Origin of the sequence: Nocardioides sp. CER19 (assembly GCF_029846275.1) — a bacterium.
In the GTDB taxonomy this organism is placed as follows: domain Bacteria; phylum Actinomycetota; class Actinomycetes; order Propionibacteriales; family Nocardioidaceae; genus Nocardioides.
Genome location: NZ_JARVWS010000001.1, coordinates 1,032,375 through 1,048,180, shown reverse-complemented (window position 1 = coordinate 1,048,180; position 15,806 = coordinate 1,032,375). Strand labels below are relative to the sequence as shown.

Genomic DNA, 15,806 nt, shown 5'->3' with positions numbered 1-15,806 from the left:
CCGCTCAGCTCTCGGGAACGACGTCCAGGGCGTCGAAGATCCGCTTGGTGACCTCGTCGACGTCGCCGAGGCCGTCGACCTCGACCAGGAGGCCGCGCTCCTTGTAGACCTCGATCAGCGGGGAGGTCTGCTCGAGGTAGACCTCCTGCCGGCGCCGGATGACGTCCTCGGTGTCGTCGGCGCGACCCTCGGTCTGGGCGCGCTGCAGCAGCCGCTTGACGACCTCGTCCTTGTCGACGACCAGGCAGAGCACCGCGTCGAGCTGGTGGCCGGTGAAGTTGATCATCCCGTCGAGCTCCTCGACCTGCGCCACCGTGCGCGGGTAGCCGTCGAGGAGGAAGCCGTGCGCGGCATCGGGCTCGTCGATCCGGTTGCGGACCATCCGGTTGGTGATCTCGTCGGGCACGTACTCGCCCGCGTCCATGTAGCGCTTCGCCTCCACGCCCAGCGGCGTCCCCTCGGACACGTTGGCGCGGAAGATGTCACCGGTGGAGATGGCGGGGATGCCGAAGTGGTCGGCGATGAACCGCGCCTGGGTGCCCTTGCCGGCTCCCGGCGGGCCCATGATGATCAGCCTCAACGGAGGAATCCTTCGTAGTTGCGCTGCTGCAGCTGGCTCTCGATCTGCTTCACGGTGTCGAGCGCGACGCCGACCATGATCAGGATCGACGTGCCGCCGAACGGGAAGTTGCTGTTGGCGTTGATCAGCGCGAGAGCGATCAGCGGGATCAGCGCGATCAGGCCGAGGTAGAGCGAGCCGGGCAGCGTGATGCGGGAGAGGACGTAGGACAGGTAGTCCTCGGTCGGCTTGCCCGCCCGGATCCCGGGGATGAAGCCGCCGTACTTCTTCATGTTGTCCGCCACTTCCTTCGGGTTGAAGGTGATGGAGACGTAGAAGTAGGTGAAGAAGACGATGAGCAGGAAGAACGCCGCCATGTAGAGGGGGTGGTCTCCGCGCACGAAGTAGGTGTTGATCCAGTCGACCCACTTGGCGCTGCTGTTCTGGTTGAACTGGGCGGCCATCGCCGGCAGGTAGAGCAGCGAGCTCGCGAAGATGACCGGGATGACGCCGGCCTGGTTCACCTTGAGCGGGATGTACGTCGACGAGCCACCGAACATCTTGCGGCCGACCATGCGGCGCGCGTACTGCACGGGGATCCGGCGCTGCGCCTGCTCGATGAAGATGACGGCGGCGACCAGCGCGAGACCGATCACGAGCACCAAGGCGAAGGTGTACCAGCCGTGCTGCTGCCGGACGGCCCACATGGTCGCCGGGAAGGTCGCGATGACCTGGGTGAAGATCAGGATCGACATGCCGTTGCCGATGCCGCGCTCGGTGATGAGCTCACCGAGCCACATGATGACGGCGGTGCCGGCGGTCATGGTGACGACCATGACCAGGAAGGTGGTGGTGCTGTTGCTGTAGAGCAGGTCCTGGTTGCACTGGAGCAGGTTGCCCGAGCGTGCCAGTGCGACGATGCCGGTCGCCTGCAGCAGGGCGAGCCCGAGCGTCAGGTAGCGGGTGTACTGCGTGATCTTCGTCTGGCCGGACTGGCCCTCGTTCTTGAGGGCCTCCAGCCGTGGGATCACCACCACCAGGAGCTGCAGGATGATGCTCGCGGTGATGTAGGGCATGATCCCCAGCGCGAAGATCGTCAGCTGGAGCAGCGCACCGCCGGAGAAGAGGTTGACCAGGTTGTAGAGCCCGGCACCGGAACCGGACTTGGTCAGGTTGATGCAGTCCTGGACGTTGGCGACATTGACGCCGGGGGCCGGGATCTGGGAGCCCGCCCGGAAGATCACGATGATCATCAGGACGAACAGCAGCTTGCGACGCAGGTCCGGAGTCCGGAATGCGTTCGCGAACGCGCCTAGCACGAGTGGATCCCTCTTCTCACACAACCATCTGGGGGCTGGGCCGCGCACCGGATGCCGGTGGTGGCCCCGCGAAGCCTAACAGGGGCAACGAACGAAGAAAGCGGCCAGGGTCGCCGCGGGGCGACCCTGGCCGCGCATCTGCACAGGAGGTGCGGGCCTCAGGCCTCGGTGGTCGAGCCGCCGGCGTTCTCGATCGCGGCCTTGGCGGACGCGGAGAACTTGTCGGCGGTGATGTCGACCTTGACCGTGAGGTCGCCGTTGCCGAGAACCTTCACGGGCTGGCCCTTGCGGACGGCGCCCTTCGCGACCAGGTCGGCCACGGTGACGGTGCCACCCTCGGGGAACAGCTCGCTGATCTTGTCCAGGTTCACGACCTGGAACTCGACCTTGAACGGGTTCTTGAAGCCCTTGAGCTTCGGAAGCCGCATGTGGATCGGCATCTGGCCACCCTCGAAGGAGACCGGGACCTGGTAACGGGCCTTCGTGCCCTTCGTACCGCGGCCGGCGGTCTTACCCTTCGAGCCCTCACCACGACCGACGCGGGTCTTGGCCTTCTTGGCACCCGGAGCGGGCGCGAGGTTGTGAAGCTTGAGCGTCATGTCAGTCGACCTCCTCGACCGTCACGAGGTGACGGACGGTGTGGACCATGCCGCGGATCTCCGGGCGGTCCTCCTTGACGACCACGTCGCCGATCCGCTTGAGCCCCAGCGAGCGCAGGGTGTCGCGCTGGTTCTGCTTCAGGCCGACGAGGCCCTTGTTCTGACGAACCTTGAGCTGCGCCATCAGGCAGACACCTCCGCCGGAGCGACCGCGGGAGCCGCGGCCTCCTCGCGCGCCTTCAGCAGAGCGGCCGGGGCGACGTCCTCGACGGGGAGGCCACGACGGGCCGCCACCGACTCGGGCTGCTCGAGCTGACGCAGCGCCTCGACCGTCGCGTGGACGATGTTGATCTGGTTGGACGAGCCGAGCGACTTGCTCAGCACGTCGTGGATGCCGGCGCACTCGAGGACGGCACGCACCGGGCCGCCCGCGATGACACCGGTACCGGGAGCAGCCGGACGCAGGAGCACGACGCCCGCGGCCTTCTCGCCCTGGACCGGGTGCGGGATCGTGCCCTGGATGCGGGGGACGCGGAAGAAGTGCTTCTTCGCCTCCTCGACACCCTTGGCGATCGCCGCCGGAACTTCCTTCGCCTTGCCGTAGCCGACGCCGACGAGACCGTCACCGTCACCGACGATCACGAGGGCGGTGAAGCTGAAGCGACGACCACCCTTCACGACCTTGGCGACACGGTTGATCGCAACGACGCGCTCGATGTAGGCGGTCTTCTCAGCAGCCTGACCGCGACGGTCGTCGCGACCACGGCGCTCGCCACCGCGCGAACTGCGCTGGGCTCCGCTCATGAGACTAATCCTCTTCCTCTAGCTGTGTGTTGCGATCAGAACTTCAGGCCGCCCTCGCGGGCGCCGTCAGCCAGGGCCGCGATGCGGCCGGTGTACTTGTTGCCGGCACGGTCGAAGACCACGCCCTCGATGCCGGCAGCCTTGGCGCGCTCGGCGACGAGCTGACCGACGGCCTTGGCCTTGTCGGACTTCGCACCCGAGTCCGCACGCAGGTCCGCCTCGAGGGTGGACGCCGAGACCAGGGTCTTGCCGACGGTGTCGTCGACGACCTGGGCGACCATGTGCTTGGACGACTTGGTGACGACCAGACGGGGACGCTCGGCGGTGCCGTTGAGCTTCTTGCGACCGCGAACCTGACGCTTGAGGCGCGCCTTGACCTTGGCAGCAGTGTGCTTGTTGTTGGACAGCGAGATGGCCATCGTCACTTACCAGCCTTTCCGACCTTGCGGCGGACGTTCTCGCCGGCGTAGCGAACACCCTTGCCCTTGTAGGGCTCCGGCTTGCGCAGCTTGCGGATGTTGGCCGCGACCTCGCCGACCTGCTGCTTGTCGATGCCGTTGACGCCGAACTTGGTCGGGCCCTCGACGGTGAAGCTGATGCCCTCGGGGGCGTCGAAGATGATCGGGTGGCTGTAGCCGAGCTGGAACTCGAGCTGCGTCGGGCCCTTGGACAGGACGCGGTAGCCGACGCCGACGATCTCGAGCTTCTTCTCGTAGCCCTCGGTCACGCCGATCACCATGTTGTTGATGAGCGTGCGGGACAGACCGTGGAGCGACTTCGACACCCGCTCGTCGTCGGGGCGCTTGACGTCGAGGACGCCCTCACCCTTCTCGACGGTGATCGGCTGGGCGACCACGTGCGACAGGGTGCCCTTCGGGCCCTTGACGGTGACCTCCTGACCGACGATCGAGACGTCGACGCCGCCCGGGACGGGGACGGGGAGCTTGCCAATACGCGACATGTTCTTCTCTCCTTCCCTGATCACCAGACGTAGGCGAGGACTTCCCCACCCACGCCCTTCTGGTTGGCCTGACGGTCGGTCAACAGGCCCTGGCTCGTCGAGATGATCGCGATGCCGAGGCCACCGAGCACCCGCGGGAGACCCGTGTGCTTGGCGTACACCCGGAGACCGGGCTTGCTGATGCGGCGCACGCCGGCGATGGAACGCTCGCGGGTGCGGCCGTACTTGAGGGTGATGGTCAGCGTCTTGCCGACGGCGGGCTCGCCGTTGGCGTCGACGTTGTCCTTCACGTCGAAGGAGGTGATGTAGCCCTCCTGCTTGAGGATCTCCGCGACTCCAGCCTTGATCTTGCTGTAAGGCATCGAGACCGAGTCGTGGTACGCCTGGTTGGCGTTACGCAGACGCGTGAGCATGTCTGCGATCGGGTCAGTCATCGTCATGATGTGTTCTTTCTCGAAGTGGTTTCGCTCCGCACGCGGGTGGAGCGACCTGCTACGGGTTGAGGGTCTGGACGGCCTGCGAGGTCACCAGCTGGACTTGGTCACGCCGGGGAGCTCGCCACGGTGAGCCATCTCCCGCAGGCAGATCCGGCACAGGCCGAACTTGCGGAAGACGGCCTTCGGACGGCCGCAGCGCTGGCAGCGGGTGTAGGCGCGGACGGCGTACTTCGGCTTGCGAGCGGCCTTGACCTTGAGAGCGGTCTTCGCCATGTCAGTTCTCCTTGAACGGGAAGCCGAGGGCCTTCAGCAGCGCCCGACCCTGGTCGTCGTTGGTCGCGGTGGTCACGATGGTGATGTCCATGCCTCGCGACCGGTCGATCCTGTCCTGGTCGATCTCGTGGAACATGACCTGCTCGGTGAGACCGAACGTGTAGTTGCCACGGCCGTCGAACTGGTTGCCGTTGAGACCACGGAAGTCGCGGATGCGCGGCAGCGCGAGCGACAGGAGTCGGTCGAGGAACTCCCACATGCGGTCGCCGCGCAGCGTGGTGTGCGCGCCGATCGGCATGCCCTCACGCAGCTTGAACTGCGCGATGGACTTGCGGGCCTTCGTGACGAGCGGCTTCTGACCGGTGATCGCGGTCAGGTCGCGGACGGCGCCCTCGATGAGCTTCGAGTCGCGCGCGGCCTCGCCGACACCCATGTTGACCACGATCTTGGTCAGGCCGGGGATCTGCATGACGTTCGCGATCTCGAACTGCTGCTGCAGCGCGGGAGCGATCTCCTCGCGGTAGCGAGCCTTCAGGCGCGGGAGGGTGGGGACCTGGGTCTCGGTCATCTCAGATCTCCTTACCGGTCTTGCGCGAGATGCGGACGCTGCGCTCGGCGCTGTAGGTCGAGCCGTCGGGGCGACGCTTGGTCACGGTGTCGCGGCGGAAGCCGACGCGGACGGTCTTGCCGTCCTCGAGCAGCATCACGTTGGACACGTGGATCGGCGCCTCGGTGGTGACGATGCCGCCGGTGGTGCCGGCGCGGCCGCCCTGGTCCTGCACCTTGGTGTGGCGCTTGACCAGGTTGACGCCCTCGACGACCACACGGTCCTCGTCACGCAGGACGCGGATGACCTTGCCCTCGGCGCCCTTGTCCTTGCCGGCGACGACCTTGACGGTGTCGCCCTTCTTGATGTTGAAGCTCTTCGCCATCACAGCACCTCCGGAGCCAGCGAGATGATCTTCATGAACTTCTTCTCGCGCAGCTCACGGCCGACGGGGCCGAAGATGCGGGTGCCTCGCGGCTCGCCGTCGTTCTTGAGAATGACGGCGGCGTTCTCGTCGAAGCGGATGTAGGAGCCGTCGGAACGACGACGCTCCTTCACCGTGCGCACGACGACGGCCTTGACGACGTCACCCTTCTTCACGTTGCCACCGGGGATCGCGTCCTTGACGGTGGCGACGATGACGTCACCGATGCCGGCGTAGCGACGCCCAGAGCCACCGAGAACGCGGATGCAGAGGATCTCCTTGGCACCCGTGTTGTCGGCGACCTTGAGTCGCGACTCCTGCTGAATCATCAAATACTCCTTGTCGCGCTGGTTCTCATCCGCATCAGAGGCGGGTGAGCCTGGCCGAACTTGTGTGGATTGCGGGCGACAGGCCCAGCCACCTATGGTCGCTGGGCCTGGCACCCTTGGTCAATTTGGCGACGCTTGCGTTGCCAAAAGGTCGAGCCATGAGACGCCGTACGTCGGCCGGAGCCGGCGTACGGCGCTGATCACTTGGCCTTCTCGATGACCTCGACGAGACGCCACCGCTTCGTGGCGCTCAGCGGCCGGGTCTCCATGAGGAGGACGCGGTCGCCGATGCCGGCGGTGTTCTGCTCGTCGTGGGCCTTCAGCTTGCTCGTGCGGCGCATGACCTTGCCGTAGAGCGGGTGCTTCACGCGGTCCTCGACCTCGACGACGATGGTCTTGTCCATCTTGTCGCTGATGACGAGGCCCTCGCGGACCTTGCGACGGTTGCGCTCGGCGGAGGTCTCCACCTCAGACTGTGCAGCCATGGTCAGGCCTCCTCGTTGTTGCTCGCGCCCGGCGCGACGCGGATGCCGAGCTCGCGCTCGCGCACCACGGTGTAGATCCGGGCGATGTCCTTCTTGACCGTGCGCAGGCGGCCGTGGCTCTCCAGCTGGCCGGTGGCCGCCTGGAAGCGGAGGTTGAACAGCTCCTCCTTGGCCTCGCGCAGTCGCCCCTCGAGGTCGACGTCGTTGAGCTCGTCGAGCTCGTGGGCCGTCAGGCTGGTCGCCATCAGAACTCACCGGCCTCTCGGGTGATGAAACGGCACTTCATGGGCAGCTTGTGGATCGCGCGGCGCATCGCCTCGCGGGCCACGTCCTCCGGAACACCGGAGAGCTCGAACATGACGCGGCCGGGCTTGACGTTGGCGATCCACCACTCGGGCGAGCCCTTGCCGGAACCCATGCGGGTCTCGGCGGGCTTCTTGGTCAGCGGGCGGTCGGGGTAGATGTTGATCCACACCTTGCCGCCACGCTTGATGTGACGGGTCATGGCGATACGAGCCGACTCGATCTGTCGGTTGGTCACGTAGTGACCCTCGACCGCCTGGATGCCGAAGTCGCCGAAGGCGAGCTTCGTTCCGCCCTTGGCCGCACCGGTCCGCTTGGGGTGGTGCTGCTTGCGGTGCTTGACGCGACGGGGCATCAGCATGGGTCAGCCCTCCTGGCTCTCAGCGGGGGTGGCGGCCACCGCGGTGTCGCCACCGGCCGGGGCCTCGGTCGCCGCGGGCGCCTCGGCGCCACGGTTGCCGCGCTCGCCGCGCGAGCCACGGCTCGGACGCTCGCCACCACGGGTCGGACGACCACCGCGACCGGGAACACCGGCGCGGGCGGCCTGCTGGGCCTGGCGCTCGGCACGGGTGCCGGCGACCTCGCCCTTGTAGATCCAGACCTTCACGCCGATCCGGCCGAAGGTCGTACGGGCCTCGTAGAAGCCGTAGTCGATGTCGGCACGCAGCGTGTGCAGCGGGACGCGGCCCTCGCGGTAGAACTCGGTGCGCGACATCTCGGCGCCGTTGAGGCGGCCGGAGCACTGGATCCGGATGCCCTTGGCACCCGAGCGCATCGTGGTCTGCATGGCCTTGCGCATCGCGCGACGGAACTGCACGCGACCGCTGAGCTGCTCGGCGACACCCTGAGCGACGAGCTGGGCGTCGACCTCGGGGTTCTTGACCTCGAGGATGTTCAGCTGGACCTGCTTGCCGGTGAGCTTCTCGAGCTCGGTCCGGATGCGGTCGGCCTCGGCGCCGCGGCGGCCGATGACGATGCCGGGACGCGCGGTGTGGATGTCCACACGGACGCGGTCACGCGTGCGCTCGATCTCGACCTTGGCGATGCCGGCCCGCTCCATGCCCTTGCTGAGCAGCTTGCGGATGGCGACGTCCTCGCCGACGTACGACTTGTACAGCTTGTCGGCGTACCAACGCGACTTGTGGTCGGTCGAGATGCCGAGGCGGAAGCCGTTCGGGTTGATCTTCTGACCCATTACTTCTTGCCACCCTTCTTGGCAGCGCCCTTGACCAGCCCGGCAGGCTGGACGACCAGCGTGATGTGGCTCGTGCGCTTGTTGATGCGGGTCGCGCGGCCCTGGGCACGCGGACGCCAGCGCTTCATGGTCGGACCCTCGTCCACCTGGGCGACGGAGACGACCAGGTCGCCGCGGTCGAGACCCTCGGTGGTCTCCGCGTTGGCGACGGCGCTCTCCAGCACCTTGTAGACGGTCTCGGAGGCCGCCTGCGGCGCGAACGCCAGCAGGGACAGGGCCTCGTCGACGGGCAGGCCGCGGACCAGGTCGACGACCCGGCGCGCCTTCAGCGGCGTGATCCGCACGTAGCGGGCACTCGCGAAGGCACCCGGCTGGTCGCCGAGCAGCGACTCGCGGCGGGCGCTCACGCGCCGACGCTCAGTAACGCTCATGATGCTCGTTATCTCCAGTTCCTAGGTTCGGAGGAGCCCCCGCCTCAGCGGCGGCGACCCTTCCGGTCTTCCTTCACGTGACCCTTGTACGTGCGGGTCGGGGCGAACTCGCCCAGCTTGTGGCCGACCATGGAGTCGGACACGAAGACCGGGACGTGCTTGCGACCGTCGTGGACGGCGATCGTGTGACCGATCATCGACGGCACGATCATCGAACGGCGCGACCAGGTCTTGATGACGTTGTGCGAGCCCTTCTCGTTCTCGGCGTCCACCTTCTTCTGCAGGTGGTCGTCGACGAAGGGGCCCTTCTTCAGGCTGCGAGGCATCTGTCTCTATCTCCTGGTCAGCGCTTGTTCTTGCCGGACTTGCGGCGACGGATGATCTGCGAGTCCGAGGCCTTGCGCTTGCGCGTCCGACCCTCGGGCTTGCCCCACGGCGAGACGGGGTGGCGACCACCGGAGGTCTTGCCCTCACCACCACCGTGCGGGTGGTCGACCGGGTTCATGACGACACCACGGACGGTCGGGCGGACGCCCTTCCAGCGCATGCGGCCGGCCTTGCCCCAGTTGATGTTCGACTGCTCGGCGTTGCCGACCTCGCCGACCGTGGCGCGGCAGCGCACGTCGACGAAGCGCATCTCGCCAGACGGCATGCGCAGCGTGGCGCGGCTGCCCTCACGAGCGACCAGCTGGGCGCTGATGCCGGCGGAGCGGGCGATCTTCGCACCGCCACCGGGACGCAGCTCCACGGCGTGGATCGTCGTACCGACGGGGATGTTGCGCAGCGGCAGGTTGTTGCCCACCTTGATGTCGGCGGTCGGGCCGGACTCGACCACGGTGCCCTGCGACAGGTCCTTCGGCGCGAGGATGTAGCGCTTCTCGCCGTCGGCGTAGTGCAGCAGCGCGATCCGGGCGGTGCGGTTGGGGTCGTACTCGATGTGAGCGACCTTGGCCGGCACGCCGTCCTTGTCGTAGCGCTTGAAGTCGATGATGCGGTACGCGCGCTTGTGGCCGCCACCCTTGTGCCGGGTGGTGATCCGGCCCTGGTTGTTGCGGCCGCCCTTCTTGGGCAGCGGACGCGTGAGCGACTTCTCCGGCGTGGTCCGGGTGATCTCGACGAAGTCAGCCACGGACGAGCCACGACGGCCCGGGGTGGTCGGCTTGTACTTGCGGATAGCCATGTCTTCTTCAGTCCTTAATCAGCCCGGTCAGGAGACCGGACCTCCGAAGATGTCGATGCGGTGACCGTCGGCCAGGCTGACGATGGCGCGCTTGGTGTCCTTGCGCTTGCCGAGCCCGTTGCGGGTACGGCGCGTCTTGCCAGTCCGGTTGATCGTGTTGACCGAGGTGACCTTGACGTTGAAGACCTTCTCAACGGCGATCTTGATCTCGGTCTTGTTCGCGTCGGGGTGCACCAGGAACGTGTACTTGTTCTGGTCGAGGAGGCCGTAGCTCTTCTCGGACACGACCGGCGCGAGCAGGATGTCGCGGTGGTCCTTGTGCAGGGTGCTCACTTGGCAGCCTCCTCGGCGTTCGTCTTGGCGCCGACGAAGGCGTCGTACGCGCCCTTGGTGAAGACCACGTCGTCGCTGGCCAGCACGTCGTAGGTGTTGAGCTGGTCGACGGCCACGATGTGCACCTCAGGGGCGTTGCGCAGCGACAGCCAGGTGACGACGTCGGTGCGCTCGAGGACCAGGAGGTACTTCGTGCGGTCGGTCAGCGTGCGCAGACCGGCCAGCGCGTCCTTGGTCGACGGCTTCTCGCCCAGGCCGAAGCCCTCGACGACGTGGACGCGGTCGTTCTGGGCCCGGTCGGAGAGGGCACCGCGGAGGGCGGCGGCCTTCATCTTCTTGGGGGTCCGCTGGCTGTAGTCACGCGGCTGCGGGCCGTGGACGACGCCACCGCCGGCGAACTGCGGCGCGCGGGTCGAGCCCTGGCGGGCGCGGCCGGTGCCCTTCTGCTTGTAGGGCTTGCGGCCACCGCCGCGGACCTCGCCGCGGGTCTTGGTGGCGTGCGTGCCCTGACGAGCAGCGGCCTGCTGGGCCACGACGACCTGGTGGATCAGCGGGACGTTGACGACAACGTCGAAGATCTCAGCGGGCAGGTCGACCTTGACAGTCTTGAGAGCCATGGTCACTTCTCCGTCTTCTTCGCGGCGGAGCGAAGGACGAGCAGACCACCCTTGGGGCCGGGGACGGCGCCCTTGAGGAGGATGAGGCCCTTCTCCGCGTCGACTGCGTGCACGGTCAGGTTCTGGGTGGTGACGGTGTCGGTACCCATGTGGCCGGCCATGCGGACACCCTTGAACACGCGACCGGGGGTGGCGCAGGCGCCGATCGAGCCCGGCTTGCGGTGGTTGCGGTGAGCACCGTGCGAGGCGGACACACCGGCGAAGCCGTGACGCTTCATCGTGCCGGCGAAGCCCTTGCCCTTGCTGGTGCCCGTCACGTCGAGGACCTCGCCCGCGGCGAAGGTGTCGACGGCGAGCTCCTGGCCCACGGTGTAGGTCGCCGCGTCGGCGGTGCGGATCTCGGCCAGGTGCTTGCGGGGCGTGGTGCCCGCCTTGGCGAACTGGCCGGCGACCGGCTTGGTGACCTTGCGGCCGGCGATCTCGCCGAACCCGACCTGGATGGCGTTGTAGCCGTCGGTCTCGGGCTGGCGGACCTGGGTGACGACGTTGGTCGCAGCAGCGACGACGGTCACCGGGATGACGCGGTTGTTCTCGTCCCAGACCTGGGTCATGCCGAGCTTCGTGCCCAGCAGGCCCTTCACGTTGCGTTCGAAAGTCATCTCAACAACCTCAGAGCTTGATCTCGATGTCGACACCGGCCGGCAGGTCCAGGCGCATCAGCGAGTCGACGGTCTTCGGGGTGGGGTCGATGATGTCGATGAGGCGCTTGTGGGTGCGCATCTCGAAGTGCTCGCGGGAGTCCTTGTACTTGTGGGGCGAGCGGATGACGCAGTACACGTTCTTCTCGGTCGGCAGCGGCACCGGGCCGGCGACCTTGGCACCCGTGCGGGTGACCGTGTCCACGATCTTGCGCGCCGAGGTGTCGATCACCTCGTGGTCATAGGCCTTGAGCCTGATGCGGATCTTCTGTCCCGCCATCTGTCTCTCTCGTCCTTCTGGTCAGCGTTGCCGCGTGCGTTCCGGGACGTCCTCGGGTTTGAGTCGGTCCCGCCCTTGCTCCACCACCCTGGGCCGGCTCCGACCCCCGCGGTCGGGCGTGTCGCGATGTTTCGCTTCGCGCACGACCCACCTTCGGCGGGGCCTTGCCTGCTCAGTTGTTTCGGTGGCACCTGGCGGTTTGCCAGCTGATCGGGTCTCCGGGTTCGATGCGGGCGCACGCCGATCACCGAACACGACCGGACCGAGGTCCGGGAGACGCGATTCAGTAATCAAGATGTGCCGCACCCCGGCGACCCGCCGGAGCAACCAGAGAATCTTGTCAGATGTGCGGGGCTAGGCCAAATCGAGACGGGACGGTCACGGATCGGTCTCTCTTCTGGGACGCCGGATAGACAGTGGGAGCGTTCCCACCTATTGTGACGCGCGTTACGCAACCGTTATCGCCTCCGCTTGACCGTGAGGGACGAAAGCGCTTGCATCACCCGAGGAGGAGGACAACGGCGTCGGACTCGCCCGACGTCGTGCTCTCAAGAGGAGAGGAAGAAGACGTGATTCGTTCACGCAAGTCGCGCCGACTGACCGCCGTTACCGCGGCCGCCGTCAGCGCCGGAGTGATCCTGGCCGGCTGCGCGAGCAGCGATGGCGGCGGGAGCGACAAGGCCAGTGGCACCTGGCCGGGCGCCAAGATCTCGGAGTGCTCGGGTCTCGACCAGCTGTCTCAGTACGGCGACCTGACCGGCAAGACGCTCGAGGTCTACACCTCGATCACGCCTCCGGAGGGCGACACGCAGGTCGCGTCGTACGCGCTGTTCGAGAAGTGCACGGGCGCGAAGGTCAAGTACAACGCCAACAAGGACTTCGAGAAGAACGTCCTCGTCCGCGCGCAGGGCAACGACCTGCCCGACATCGCGTACGTGCCGCAGCCGGGTCTGCTCAAGCAGCTCGTCGACACCGGCACGGTCGCCACGCCGCCGAAGGACGTCGAGACCAACGTCGACAAGTGGTGGAGCAAGGACTGGAAGACCTACGGCACCGTCGACGGCAAGTTCTACGCCGCCCCGCTCGGCGCGAACATGAAGTCGTTCGTCTGGTACTCGCCGTCGATGTTCAAGCAGCACAACTGGACCGTCCCGACCACCTGGGACGACATGATGAAGCTGACGGACACGATCCAGAAGTCCGGCATCACCCCGTGGTGCGCCGGCTTCGAGTCGGGCGACGCCACCGGCTGGCCGGGCACGGACTGGGTCGAGGAGGTCATGCTCCGCACCGCCGGTCCTGACGTCTACGACAAGTGGATCAGCCACGACATCCCGTTCAACGACCCGCAGGTCGCCACGGCGCTCGACACCGTCGGCAAGATCCTGAAGAACCCGAAGTACGTCAACGGCGGTCTCGGCGACGTCAAGTCGATCAACGGCACCGCCTTCGGCGACGCGGGCCTGCCGATCCTCAAGGGCAAGTGCGCGATGATGCAGATGGCCGGCTTCTACGCCGCCAACTGGCCGAAGGGCACCACCGTCGCGCCCGACGGTCAGGTCTTCGCGTTCTACGAGCCGACCGTCGACCCGTCGAAGGGCACCCCGGTCGAGGGTGGCGGCGAGTTCGTCGCCTCCTTCAACAAGAAGCCGGCGACGCAGGCGTTCCAGACCTACCTGTCGACCGACGTGTGGGCCAACGAGAAGGCCAAGGCCACCCCGGGCGGCGGCTGGCTGTCGGCCAACAAGGGCCTGGACGTCAACAACCTGGTCAGCCCGATCGACCAGCTCTCCGCGAAGACGCTGGCCGACCCGAACACGGTCTTCCGGTTCGACGCCTCCGACGCCATGCCCGGCGCCGTGGGTTCGGGCACCTTCTGGAAGGAGATGGTCAACTGGATCTCCGGCCAGAGCACGAAGGACACCCTCGACAACATCGAGGCTTCCTGGCCGGCGTCCTGACGCCGACCCGCGTCGCCCGGACCTGAGCCGGCGACGCCCGCGCTAGAGGTCGGGCCGTGCTGCACAGCCAGCACGGCCCGGCCGCGCGCCCCGTCCCACCGTCCGTCGCCAGTTGCACCTGGAGGGCCATGTCCACCGGCGAAAAGCTCGTGCAGATGGTGATCGCGATCGCGCTGTTCTTCGCGGTCGTCTCGATCATCCTGCTGCTCACCCAGAGACTCCGTTCGAGGAGTGGTGAGCTCGTCCAATCCGCGGCCTTCCTGCTGCCCGCGCTGCTCCTCATCGTCGTCGGTCTTCTCTATCCGGCGATCAACACCATCTACTCGTCGTTCCGCGACAACCTCGGCCACCAGTGGGTCGGGCTCGACAACTACCACGCGATCTTCGGCAGCGACGCCGAGATCAAGGTGCTCATCACCACCGCCCTCTGGGTCGTGGTCACCCCGATCGCGGCGACGTTCATCGGGCTCGTCTACGCGGTCCTCATCGACCGCGCCAACTTTGAGCGGCTCGCCAAGGCCCTCATCTTCCTGCCCATGGCGATCTCCCTCGTCGGCGCGTCGATCATCTGGAAGTTCGTCTACGCACCCCAGATCGGCCTCCTCAACGCGGTCGCCGGTGCACTCGGCTTCGGCAGCAACCACACGTGGTACCAGGACCTCAACCACTCGCCGTGGAACAGCCTCTTCCTCATCGCGATCCTGGTCTGGGTCCAGACCGGCTTCGCGATGACCGTGCTGTCCGCGGCGATCAAGGCGATCCCGACCGACATCGTGGAGGCGGCCCGCCTCGACGGCGTCGGCGGCATGCGGATGTTCCGCTTCATCACGATCCCGAGCATCCGCCCGACGATCATCGTCGTCCTGACCGCGATCACGATCACGACGCTCAAGGCGTTCGACATCGTGCAGAGCATCGGTGCGGGCGGCGCCTGGCACACGAACGTGCTCGCCTACGACTTCTACATCCGTCAGTCGCAGGGCCAGAACGGCACCGCGGCCGTGATCGCCGTACTGATCTTCGTGCTGGTGAGCCCGGTCGTCGTCTACAACATCCGCCAGCTCAGGAAGGCCGAGGCCCGATGACCACGATCGTTCCCGAGGGTGCCGTCTCCGCGGCACTGGACGAGCCACGCGTCTCCGCCCCCAAGGCGGCCAAGCAGGCGCTGACCTCCCCGTGGGCCTCGCTGGCCGCGGTGATCATCGCGGTGCTGTGGACCGTGCCCACCGCCGGCCTGCTGATCTCGTCGTTCCGTCCGGAGACGGACGTGAAGACGACGGGATGGTGGCACGTCTTCACCAGCCCGAGCTTCACGCTCGACAACTACCGGCAGGTGCTGTCGGGGTCGGGCAGCACGAACCTGACGCCCAACCTGATCAACACCATCGTCATCACGCTGCCGGCCGTGATCATCCCGATCTTCCTGGCCACGATGGCGGCGTACGCCTTCGCGTGGATGCGCTTCCCCGGCAAGGACTTCTTCTTCGTCCTCGTCTTCGCGCTCCAGATCGTGCCGATCCAGGTCACGCTGATCCCGCTGCTGAAGCTCTACAACCACCCGCCGTTCAACCTGATCCCGATCCACGGTGGCGAGAACCCACCGGCCGGTGGTCTCTACTCGGTGTGGTTGTCGCACTCGATGTTCGCCCTACCGCTGGCGATCTTCCTGCTCCACAACTTCATGCGGGAGATCCCGGGCGAGCTGGTCGAGTCGGCCCGGGTGGACGGCGCGGGCCACCCGCAGATCTTCACCCGGATCATGCTGCCGCTCATGACGCCGGCGATCGCCGCGTTCGCGGTGCTGCAGTTCCTGTGGGTGTGGAACGACCTGCTGGTCGCGATGATCTTCAGCCAGTCCACTCCCCCGCTCACCAAGGCGCTCGTGGACATGACCGGCACCCGCGGCCAGGACTGGCCGCTGCTGACCGCCGGGGCGTTCGTCTCCATGGTCATCCCGCTGATCGTGTTCATCGCCCTGCAGCGGTTCTTCGTCCGCGGCCTCCTGGCCGGCTCGGTCAAGGGGTAGGGCTCACGTCCGGCCGATCCGCTCGAGACGACGACGGCCCCCGTC

At 66.9% G+C, this 15,806-nt stretch carries 26 protein-coding genes; 3 read left to right on the top strand and 23 right to left on the bottom strand.

The window, feature by feature from the left end; translation table 11 throughout:
* Window positions 1–4: 4 nt before the first annotated feature.
* From QDS12_RS05155 to rpsJ, 23 genes are all read right to left on the bottom strand, one after another.
* Window positions 5–580 (bottom strand): adenylate kinase, encoded by a 576-nt coding sequence (locus tag QDS12_RS05155; protein WP_279877427.1) that lies wholly within the window; start codon window positions 578–580, stop codon window positions 5–7.
* On the bottom strand, window positions 577–1,878 hold the full coding sequence (secY, locus tag QDS12_RS05150) for a preprotein translocase subunit SecY (protein WP_279877425.1): 1,302 nt from the start codon (window positions 1,876–1,878) through the stop codon (window positions 577–579). The genes QDS12_RS05155 and secY overlap by 4 nt, the downstream gene beginning before the upstream one ends.
* Before the next feature lie 158 nt (window positions 1,879–2,036).
* Window positions 2,037–2,477 carry a 50S ribosomal protein L15 gene (gene rplO / locus QDS12_RS05145; protein WP_279877423.1) on the bottom strand — a complete coding sequence of 147 codons (441 nt, stop codon included), beginning with the start codon at window positions 2,475–2,477 and terminating at the stop codon, window positions 2,037–2,039.
* A 1-nt stretch (window position 2,478) separates the two neighbouring features.
* A complete protein-coding gene (gene rpmD, locus QDS12_RS05140) occupies window positions 2,479–2,661 on the bottom strand; it encodes a 50S ribosomal protein L30 (RefSeq protein WP_091125777.1) in 183 nt (60 codons plus the stop codon).
* On the bottom strand, window positions 2,661–3,281 hold the full coding sequence (gene rpsE, locus QDS12_RS05135; protein WP_279877420.1) for a 30S ribosomal protein S5: 621 nt from the start codon (window positions 3,279–3,281) through the stop codon (window positions 2,661–2,663). Before rpsE ends, rpmD begins: the two co-directional genes overlap by 1 nt.
* Before the next feature lie 35 nt (window positions 3,282–3,316).
* The gene (gene rplR / locus QDS12_RS05130) at window positions 3,317–3,700 is read right to left on the bottom strand and encodes a 50S ribosomal protein L18 (protein WP_279878466.1); all 384 of its coding nucleotides are present in this window, start codon (window positions 3,698–3,700) and stop codon (window positions 3,317–3,319) included.
* Window positions 3,701–3,702: 2 nt separating this feature from the next.
* Complete coding sequence (rplF, locus tag QDS12_RS05125; protein WP_279877419.1) at window positions 3,703–4,242, bottom strand: 50S ribosomal protein L6; 540 nt, start codon at window positions 4,240–4,242, stop codon at window positions 3,703–3,705.
* A gap of 20 nt (window positions 4,243–4,262) precedes the next feature.
* The gene (gene rpsH, locus QDS12_RS05120) at window positions 4,263–4,682 is read right to left on the bottom strand and encodes a 30S ribosomal protein S8 (protein ID WP_279877416.1); all 420 of its coding nucleotides are present in this window, start codon (window positions 4,680–4,682) and stop codon (window positions 4,263–4,265) included.
* A gap of 84 nt (window positions 4,683–4,766) precedes the next feature.
* Entirely contained in the window at window positions 4,767–4,952 is a 186-nt protein-coding gene (locus QDS12_RS05115; protein ID WP_008361020.1) for a type Z 30S ribosomal protein S14, read from the bottom strand.
* Between the two features lies 1 nt (window position 4,953).
* On the bottom strand, window positions 4,954–5,520 hold the full coding sequence (rplE, locus tag QDS12_RS05110) for a 50S ribosomal protein L5 (protein ID WP_279877414.1): 567 nt from the start codon (window positions 5,518–5,520) through the stop codon (window positions 4,954–4,956).
* A gap of 1 nt (window position 5,521) precedes the next feature.
* A complete protein-coding gene (gene rplX, locus QDS12_RS05105) occupies window positions 5,522–5,884 on the bottom strand; it encodes a 50S ribosomal protein L24 (protein ID WP_279877413.1) in 363 nt (120 codons plus the stop codon).
* Complete coding sequence (gene rplN / locus QDS12_RS05100) at window positions 5,884–6,252, bottom strand: 50S ribosomal protein L14 (RefSeq protein ID WP_279877412.1); 369 nt, start codon at window positions 6,250–6,252, stop codon at window positions 5,884–5,886. The genes rplX and rplN overlap by 1 nt, the downstream gene beginning before the upstream one ends.
* A 200-nt stretch (window positions 6,253–6,452) precedes the next feature.
* On the bottom strand, window positions 6,453–6,737 hold the full coding sequence (gene rpsQ, locus QDS12_RS05095; protein WP_279877411.1) for a 30S ribosomal protein S17: 285 nt from the start codon (window positions 6,735–6,737) through the stop codon (window positions 6,453–6,455).
* A 2-nt stretch (window positions 6,738–6,739) separates the two neighbouring features.
* A complete protein-coding gene (rpmC, locus tag QDS12_RS05090) occupies window positions 6,740–6,982 on the bottom strand; it encodes a 50S ribosomal protein L29 (RefSeq protein ID WP_279877410.1) in 243 nt (80 codons plus the stop codon).
* Complete coding sequence (gene rplP / locus QDS12_RS05085) at window positions 6,982–7,401, bottom strand: 50S ribosomal protein L16 (RefSeq protein WP_279877409.1); 420 nt, start codon at window positions 7,399–7,401, stop codon at window positions 6,982–6,984. The genes rpmC and rplP overlap by 1 nt, the downstream gene beginning before the upstream one ends.
* Window positions 7,402–7,404: 3 nt before the next feature.
* Window positions 7,405–8,235, bottom strand: a complete 831-nt coding sequence (gene rpsC, locus QDS12_RS05080) for a 30S ribosomal protein S3 (RefSeq protein WP_279877407.1) — start codon at window positions 8,233–8,235, stop codon at window positions 7,405–7,407.
* On the bottom strand, window positions 8,235–8,666 hold the full coding sequence (gene rplV / locus QDS12_RS05075; protein WP_279877405.1) for a 50S ribosomal protein L22: 432 nt from the start codon (window positions 8,664–8,666) through the stop codon (window positions 8,235–8,237). The genes rpsC and rplV overlap by 1 nt, the downstream gene beginning before the upstream one ends.
* A gap of 44 nt (window positions 8,667–8,710) precedes the next feature.
* Window positions 8,711–8,992: a 30S ribosomal protein S19 gene (rpsS, locus tag QDS12_RS05070; RefSeq protein ID WP_192679450.1), complete on the bottom strand. Its 282-nt coding sequence runs from the start codon at window positions 8,990–8,992 to the stop codon at window positions 8,711–8,713.
* A gap of 17 nt (window positions 8,993–9,009) precedes the next feature.
* Window positions 9,010–9,846: a 50S ribosomal protein L2 gene (gene rplB / locus QDS12_RS05065; RefSeq protein ID WP_279877402.1), complete on the bottom strand. Its 837-nt coding sequence runs from the start codon at window positions 9,844–9,846 to the stop codon at window positions 9,010–9,012.
* Between the two features lie 27 nt (window positions 9,847–9,873).
* Complete coding sequence (gene rplW / locus QDS12_RS05060; protein WP_192679452.1) at window positions 9,874–10,179, bottom strand: 50S ribosomal protein L23; 306 nt, start codon at window positions 10,177–10,179, stop codon at window positions 9,874–9,876.
* Window positions 10,176–10,796, bottom strand: coding sequence for a 50S ribosomal protein L4 (rplD, locus tag QDS12_RS05055; protein WP_279877396.1), 621 nt, complete (start codon window positions 10,794–10,796; stop codon window positions 10,176–10,178). Before rplD ends, rplW begins: the two co-directional genes overlap by 4 nt.
* Before the next feature lie 2 nt (window positions 10,797–10,798).
* Window positions 10,799–11,455, bottom strand: coding sequence for a 50S ribosomal protein L3 (gene rplC, locus QDS12_RS05050; RefSeq protein ID WP_279877395.1), 657 nt, complete (start codon window positions 11,453–11,455; stop codon window positions 10,799–10,801).
* Window positions 11,456–11,465: 10 nt separating this feature from the next.
* A complete protein-coding gene (rpsJ, locus tag QDS12_RS05045) occupies window positions 11,466–11,774 on the bottom strand; it encodes a 30S ribosomal protein S10 (protein ID WP_008360994.1) in 309 nt (102 codons plus the stop codon).
* 569 nt (window positions 11,775–12,343) lie between these two features.
* Between rpsJ and QDS12_RS05040 the strand changes: the two genes are divergently transcribed.
* From QDS12_RS05040 to QDS12_RS05030, 3 genes are all read left to right on the top strand, one after another.
* Window positions 12,344–13,735, top strand: coding sequence for an ABC transporter substrate-binding protein (locus tag QDS12_RS05040; RefSeq protein WP_279877393.1), 1,392 nt, complete (start codon window positions 12,344–12,346; stop codon window positions 13,733–13,735).
* Window positions 13,736–13,863: 128 nt separating this feature from the next.
* Window positions 13,864–14,820, top strand: coding sequence for a sugar ABC transporter permease (locus QDS12_RS05035; protein WP_279877392.1), 957 nt, complete (start codon window positions 13,864–13,866; stop codon window positions 14,818–14,820).
* Entirely contained in the window at window positions 14,817–15,761 is a 945-nt protein-coding gene (locus QDS12_RS05030; RefSeq protein WP_279877390.1) for a carbohydrate ABC transporter permease, read from the top strand. Before QDS12_RS05035 ends, QDS12_RS05030 begins: the two co-directional genes overlap by 4 nt.
* Window positions 15,762–15,806: the final 45 nt, after the last annotated feature.